Here is a 6,981-nt window from a genome sequence, read left to right on the forward strand (position 1 = left end):
CTACTTCTTCAGTTGTTTATAAATCAAGCCTGCGCTTATCAAGGCACAGCCGATGGCGTAAATACCAAAGGCACCTGTTGGGGTTGGGTTGAGTTTTTCCAGATAAGTCGGCAAGATAGCAGATGTCGCACCGCCGATATTGCAGCCCATAAGGACGATTGTCATGACCGCATTGAGCAAGGCCTTGGGTGCACGGTCTGTTACCTGACTAAAGACAATGGTTAGAATGATGCTGTAGAAAAATCCTGACACCATACCACCAAGTCCCAGCACCCAGAGATTATCCGCAAAGGCAATGCCGACAACCGCGAGTCCAAAGACCACGTAGGAAACAGCTAAAAGCCAACCCTTCAAACGACCAACCAAGCTACTAAAGACCGTCCCTGCCACAATCCCCATGACCTGCATAAGACTGAGAATCAGACTGGCTTGCTGAGCAGTACCGATGCCCTTGGCTAAAACAATCTGAGGAATACGAATGGTCAGAAAGGTATTGACATTGATAACAAAGAAGGCTAAGAATGCCAGATAAATTCCCATCATCCACATGGTCTTGTCCAGTTTGACCTTGGGCGCGTTCTCCTCAACCTTTACCTCCATGCGAGCCAGCAATTCCTCCTTGGGAACAAAGAGGAGGAAGAGAGCCAATATAACCAAGGCAAAAAGGTAGACCAAGAAAGCAGGTTGCCAACCAAACTGGGTCAACCAACCGACAAGGAGGGTCAGCCCTGCGCTTCCCAAAACCTCTGCTGAACCACGCAAGCCCATCATTTTGACCCGTTCCTGACCGGTGAAAAAATTACCGATGATATTAATCGCACGCGCATTGATCAAGCCAATCCCCAAACCAAGCAAGATGCGAGCCAGCAAAATCAGAGGATAGGCAGTTAGAAACACCGGTAAAGCACCTCCAATTGCCATTAACAAGAGCCCTGCAATGATAATGTTGCGTTCCGATAAGAAACGGACAACCAAGCCATTCATCAAGAGGGCTACCATAATAGCAAATGACGTCACCGTAATTAAGTTTTCTACCTGACCAGCCGTTATTCCTTCCTGAGCAAAATGCTCAATCATCTGTGGAATAGCTGGCGAGACAGCAAATGTCGAAACCAGCATGGTGGACAGGGCCAGCAAACTGGCTTTTTCTAAAATTCTTTTCATTTTTCTCCCTTTCAACGTTCGTCTTTTACTAGTATAGCAAATTCGAGACAGAATAGATAGGTGACTGAGACTTTTATTCTCCTAGATTTCATGCTATACTTAATTTATCGATATCCAAAGGAGAGAATCATGTCTGTTATTGAACGATTGACAAAAGCTGCCCATTTGATTGACATGGATGACATCATCCGTGAAGGGCACCCAACCCTACGCCAGGTCGCTGAAGAAGTTGCATTTCCTCTATCTGATCAGGAAATTATTTTAGGCGAAAAAATGTTGCAATTTCTCAAACATTCGCAGGATCCAGTCATGGCGGAGAAAATGAAACTCCGTGGCGGAGTTGGTCTAGCAGCGCCTCAGATTGATGTTTCCAAACGCATCATTGCTGTCTTGGTCCCAAACCCAGAAGACGAAGAAGGCAATCCACCTGCCCAAGCCTACTCTCTACAAGAGGTCATGTACAACCCTAAAATCGTGGCTCATTCTGTCCAAGAAGCCGCCCTTGAAGGAGGAGAAGGTTGCCTATCTGTTGACCGCGAAGTCCAAGGCTACGTAGTCCGCCACGCGCGCGTGACTGTTGATTACATGGACAAAAACGGAGAAAAGCACCGCATCAAGCTCAAGGGCTATAATGCCATTGTGGTCCAACACGAAATCGACCACCTCAACGGTGTCATGTTCTACGACCGCATCGACCCAGAACACCCACTGGCTGTTAAAGAAGGCATGTTGGTAATTGAATAAACATAAGAAACTGACTGAAAAATTTTCAGCCAGTTTTTTCTTTTTTTATGAAAATAGCAGAGCTAACTGCCTAAAGATTTCCTGCCCATCCAAAATCAGGTCTTGAAAGAGGAGATAGTCCAGCAGAGCCAGCAAACCAGTTAGTAGGATGAAGACAACCAAGCGGTTTGAAAACCGAACTTGCAAAAGATGATTGAGACTGACTAGAACAATTTCCAATACTAGCAAGCCAAGCACCATCCATAAGAGATAAGGAGCATTGGGCAGGAACCAAGCCCAGAGTTCTTGTCCCCTCAGGAGTTCAAGAAAAATACCCCTCTCCGAATGTGAAAGCAAGATAAGGCCATCTTCCAGATAACCGATTCCTCCGACCAGACTATTGACTAGGAAAAGGCTAACGAGAAAGAACACTGTGAATCCTAGTGCCTGCCCCAGTCCCAGCAACCACTTGGTGAATAGAACCTGACGCAAATCCACAGGCTGGGTCTGATAAAGACGCCAGTTTTTTCCAGCAACTTCCACCGCCTTGCCCCGACTGCCAATCCAAACCGCCAGCAATAGCAGCACCAAATAAGCCGGACCATCAAAAAAAGAGCGCAGGCTGCCGATACCTGACAGATCTCTGGAGCGGTCCCAAGAGGGATCATCTACTGGAACCAAGGCATCATTGGTATCAAAACGATTTTCCAAGCTGGGCAAAATGACATCCTTGCCCCGCTTAGTTGCTGGCACCCCAGCCTCCATCAGCTGCTTCCAGTAATACTGACTGACCTGATTGCGGGTCTGGTAACGGCGAAGATTATCTACCGTCTGGGTGGCCCCAATATCACCATTGGCAAATGCCTTCTCCTCCCTAGCCCATAGATAGACCTGCTCTGTCTCCAGCATAGCAAGGTGACTGGCTGGCAAAGCATTAGGATTGTCCTGATAAACCTGCCACTGCTTGACATAGAGTTCCTTATAGACACGATATTCTTGCAAGAGACCAAGCCTCAGCTCCAACTCTTCCTGATAGCTCACGTCCTCTTTGACCAACTGCCTCAGACGGTTGATTTCCGACTGCAAAACCTCCACATATGCCCCATTCTGCTCATAGGACTGGGCAACCAACTCCATCGAAACCCTCTCCTCCTGGGCAACCTCTTGCTTTTGTAGGCCTGTTACTAGGGAAAATAGCAGAGCTAGGAGCAAGTTTACTAAGACGAGCCCTTTCCAAGAATTGATCCGACTAAGGATGAGAACATCAAAAGACCAAACCTTGTCCAAACGCCCTGTGTCTAACTCCTTCTGATGCCCCACGGTCAGGACCAGCCTTTTCTTTTCTGTCAGCACATAATAAGCAAAGAAAAGTCCAATAGTCAGCAGGAGAAAGACATCCACCTCTACAAAGACCTGTGAAAATGCAGCTGTGTCTAAAAAACTAGGAAAGGCCAGTAAGGGAAATACTTGACCTGACCAACCAGCTACTGCACCTGCCTGATAGGAAAGCCCCAGAGCCAATAGTAACCCCGTCACCACAAAAGTCAGCCGACTGGCTAACAAGTGGTCCAAAAATCCAAATAGCAAGCGAACAGCTAGAAGCAAGACCAGCCAAAAACCAAGCAAGATAAGGCCGTAAAGCCAAGAGCCTATCAACTGACTCTGACCCAACATCTCAAGAGGAGCTTGAAAACTAGATACAGCCAACTGACCTGTCAGCCCATCATAGACTAGGATAAAGAGCAAACCTATCCCCACAGCCAGCAAAAGCGAAAGCAAGGAAGCAACCAAACGCCTCATCCCCTGCAAACTCAGACTATCCCATTGCCGCAACTGCCAAACTTGATGCGCCATTGTCTTTTCTGACAGTTGATTGGCAAGTAGAAAACCAAGCACCAAAAACACAGGAAGAAAACCAAACAAACTTTCTAAGTAAGCTTGAACAATACGCCCTGTTGACCAAGCTTGATTTTCAGGACCATCAGGCAATTGGTAGGCAAGCAACCAATCATTCCATCTGGCCAAACGCTCGACTTCACTAAGCGTCAAGGATTGCCGCGTTTGAAAAAGCTGTCGATTGCGGCTGATAAAATAGTCCAAATCCTGATACATGAGTTTGCGGTAGTTGGGGATAGCTTCAAACTTTCCCTCATCCAAGGCCTGACCGACACTTTCTATATCGGATTTCAAGCCCACCATCCGCTGTGCTTCTTCTGAGCCCTCCTCAATTTTTATATCTGCCAAGACACTGGCCAATTCACTCAGTTCTTTTTTATAGGTTTCCACATAGGTCGCTTGGTGGACTTGGCGCTGAGAAATAGGAAGGTAAGCCAGACCCAGAAAACCCAGCACGAGCAGGCAGTAAAGAGGCGACCTGAGGATTTTCTTGATTTCAAAGTTCAGCCTCATGTCTCCTCACCACCTTCCTCCACGTAGAGATCACGATAGAGGGACTCCATATAGTCGCTGGCTTTTGTAAGACCTACCAACTGCTGGATTGGAATACGATCCAAACAATCCAGTAAATCTCGCTCAGGCAAGAAGATTTCCACCAGACCCTGCTCTGCCTTTTTCCACAAGAGTTGAGGATAATCCCGTAAAAATTCCTGAACCTGCTTGGAGTTTTCCACAGCAAGATGGTAATCATAATCAGCAGTCAACTCCACTTCTGTGGCAATCAACTTGCTGGCCTTGAGGAAATAAACCTGATTGGTCAGCTTCTCAATCTCCGACAGATGGTGAGAAGAAAGCAAGATTGCCACCCCTTCTGCCTGTAAGTTCAGAAGAAATTCCCGCTGCTGGATGATATTGGTCGGATCCAAGCCGATATGGGGTTCATCCAGCAACAAGAGCTTAGGCTTGGGAAGGACAGCCATGGCAAAGAGAAGTTTCTGCTTCATGCCCATGGAATAGCAAGCCACCCGTTTTTTGACATAGTAGCCCATCCCCAACTCTTCCACCAGGACATCCACTTCCTTCTTCCCCATCTTATGGGTCGCAGCCACATAGGTCAGATGGTCGTAACCCGTCAACTGCGGATAAAGGGCTTGGGCGTCCAACATGACAGACATATCTTGAAAAATCGCTCGGTCACTATTGGGTCTACCATTGATGGTTACTGACCCACGGTCAGCTGTTTCTGTATTGCTGATGATATTCAGGAGGGTGGATTTTCCCACACCATTGGGACCGACTAGGGCAACCAAGTCCCCCGCTTGTAGCTCAAAGAACACATAGGACAAGACCTGATGGCTACCATAGCATTTACAGATATCACGAACTTTTAGCATAGAAACTCCTTTCTTAGGGAAATGGCAGAGCAAGTTAACTGTGATAAAGCTTTGAATAATTTACAATAATAAGGAGATTAACTTTATAGTTTGATAGCACCATTTAAAAAGATTATACTATTATTTTAAAAGACTAGAAATACCTCTCTAGTCCTCTAAATGATATACTATAAAAAAATTAAATATCCATCACTCCGTTACTGGTGTTAATGATGTCACACCATAGTTTGTATCGTAAATTATGCCCACATATCGAAATTCAGGACTTCCATTAACAATTCTTATTCCTCCTGTGCGTTCAAATTTTACTGGCACTTGATGACCATTCGCATTCGTCATTATTCGTGTAAATGACAAACTATCAAAACTTTCCCATGTATAAATCACACGAGATAGCGCCGCTTGTATCGTAATACGCTCGTCTTTCAATGATGGTACTATTTCGTTTGCAAAAACTACTGAAGTAGATAGCAAACTACTAGCTAAGGATAAAGACAACAATAATTTAACATATTTTTTCATAATAGTCCCTTCTTTCTATTTCTGCTAACAAAAGTACATCCTACCCCACCAGATGAGTTGCCGGTTGGGTTTCGTAAATATCTTCTTCTGGCAGACCAAAAGTGCGAATGATCGAAATAAGTAAGACCAATATGAGGAGTGTCATATATGCAACCTTCTTTTTCATCCTTCCCTGTCCTCCTCTCTGATGGGATTTTTCTTGAATACCTCAATTCCTACCAAGAATATCATTTCCGTTCTTCCTTTTCTCCTTTCTACCTGATAGAAATCTCTGTATATTTTCTATTATTATGATATACTATTTTTACAAATATTCTTTATTTTGTAGCATATTTTCACAGTTTTTGAAAGGAGTAGTTTATGCGGTGGGATTACGGAAGTGTTTATAAAAGCATTCGGAAAAGCAAACGTTTGAGCCAAGAGCAAGTATGTGGAGATTTTATCAATCGGACTACTTTGGTTCGTTTCGAGAAAAATCAAACTATTCCCAGCTACGAACTCATGCGATTCTTGCTCAAACAGGTGGATATGACCTTCGAGGAATTCGAATACCTCTGTAACTACTATCAACCTAGCCAACGCCAACAATTGCTCTATGATATAGATAATCTCAGAAATCCGACCACTAAGATGATGGAGGATTTGATAAAGCGTTGCCATGACCATTTAAAAAAAGAACCCAATGATGGTCCTATCCGTCGAAAATGTCAACTTTTAGAAACTGTAGTAGCCGTTCGAAACAGTACTTCTTTCAATCAACTTTCCGAAGAAGCTGAAACCCTTTCAAAACTTCTGTGGTCAGATCTAGAAAGATATGACAACTGGTACCATAACGATATTATCTTGGTCGGCACTCTTCTGTCTAAGATTTCTTCACTTGATAGCCTTGAAGAAACTGCCAATCTTCTTCTAAAACGATTAGAAAAATACAAGGATTACAAGAAAATTCAACCCACTATACTGTCACATTATCGATCACTTTCGTATTTTTTCTTGGAACAAAGACAGTACAGCAAGTCTACTTTTTTTGCCACCAAACTCATGGAACTAGCCAAACAAGAAAAACGCTATGACCAACTAGCCCGTGCCTATGTCTATCTCGGACTTGCTGAGAATAAGCAAGAACTAATTGACAAAGGACTACAAATCTTAGAACTGACGGACGAGCAAACTCTACTCGACAACCTCCAATCACTTATCAAACAGTAACCGCCCAATAACAAGGTATCTATCTACTCACTCCCTCCTCCAGTATACTGTTAGAAAAACAAAACTGGAGGAT

At 44.4% G+C, this 6,981-nt stretch carries 7 protein-coding genes; 2 read left to right on the plus strand and 5 right to left on the minus strand.

Annotated features, from left to right (window positions below):
- Window positions 1-1,164, minus strand: a complete 1,164-nt coding sequence (locus tag ACHBID_RS07855; RefSeq protein WP_394731966.1) for an MFS transporter — start codon at window positions 1,162-1,164, stop codon at window positions 1-3.
- Window positions 1,165-1,293: 129 nt separating this feature from the next.
- On the opposite strand from ACHBID_RS07855, the gene def reads away from it, so the two are divergent.
- Window positions 1,294-1,908 carry a peptide deformylase gene (gene def / locus ACHBID_RS07860; RefSeq protein ID WP_394731964.1) on the plus strand — a complete coding sequence of 205 codons (615 nt, stop codon included), beginning with the start codon at window positions 1,294-1,296 and terminating at the stop codon, window positions 1,906-1,908.
- Window positions 1,909-1,953: 45 nt separating this feature from the next.
- Here def and ACHBID_RS07865 read toward each other — a convergent pair whose 3' ends face one another.
- The 4 genes from ACHBID_RS07865 to ACHBID_RS07880 form a co-directional block, all read right to left on the minus strand.
- Window positions 1,954-4,296: a hypothetical protein gene (locus ACHBID_RS07865; RefSeq protein ID WP_394731962.1), complete on the minus strand. Its 2,343-nt coding sequence runs from the start codon at window positions 4,294-4,296 to the stop codon at window positions 1,954-1,956.
- Window positions 4,293-5,177, minus strand: a complete 885-nt coding sequence (locus ACHBID_RS07870; RefSeq protein ID WP_172009527.1) for an ATP-binding cassette domain-containing protein — start codon at window positions 5,175-5,177, stop codon at window positions 4,293-4,295. The genes ACHBID_RS07865 and ACHBID_RS07870 overlap by 4 nt, the downstream gene beginning before the upstream one ends.
- 189 nt (window positions 5,178-5,366) lie before the next feature.
- Complete coding sequence (locus ACHBID_RS07875; RefSeq protein ID WP_172009528.1) at window positions 5,367-5,699, minus strand: hypothetical protein; 333 nt, start codon at window positions 5,697-5,699, stop codon at window positions 5,367-5,369.
- Window positions 5,700-5,739: 40 nt separating this feature from the next.
- Entirely contained in the window at window positions 5,740-5,865 is a 126-nt protein-coding gene (locus tag ACHBID_RS07880; protein WP_266583218.1) for a hypothetical protein, read from the minus strand.
- Between the two features lie 194 nt (window positions 5,866-6,059).
- On the opposite strand from ACHBID_RS07880, the gene ACHBID_RS07885 reads away from it, so the two are divergent.
- On the plus strand, window positions 6,060-6,908 hold the full coding sequence (locus ACHBID_RS07885) for a helix-turn-helix domain-containing protein (protein ID WP_394731961.1): 849 nt from the start codon (window positions 6,060-6,062) through the stop codon (window positions 6,906-6,908).
- The last annotated feature ends 73 nt before the right edge of the window (window positions 6,909-6,981 follow it).

It is taken from the genome of Streptococcus sp. A25 (assembly GCF_043674095.1).
In the GTDB taxonomy this organism is placed as follows: domain Bacteria; phylum Bacillota; class Bacilli; order Lactobacillales; family Streptococcaceae; genus Streptococcus; species Streptococcus suis_V.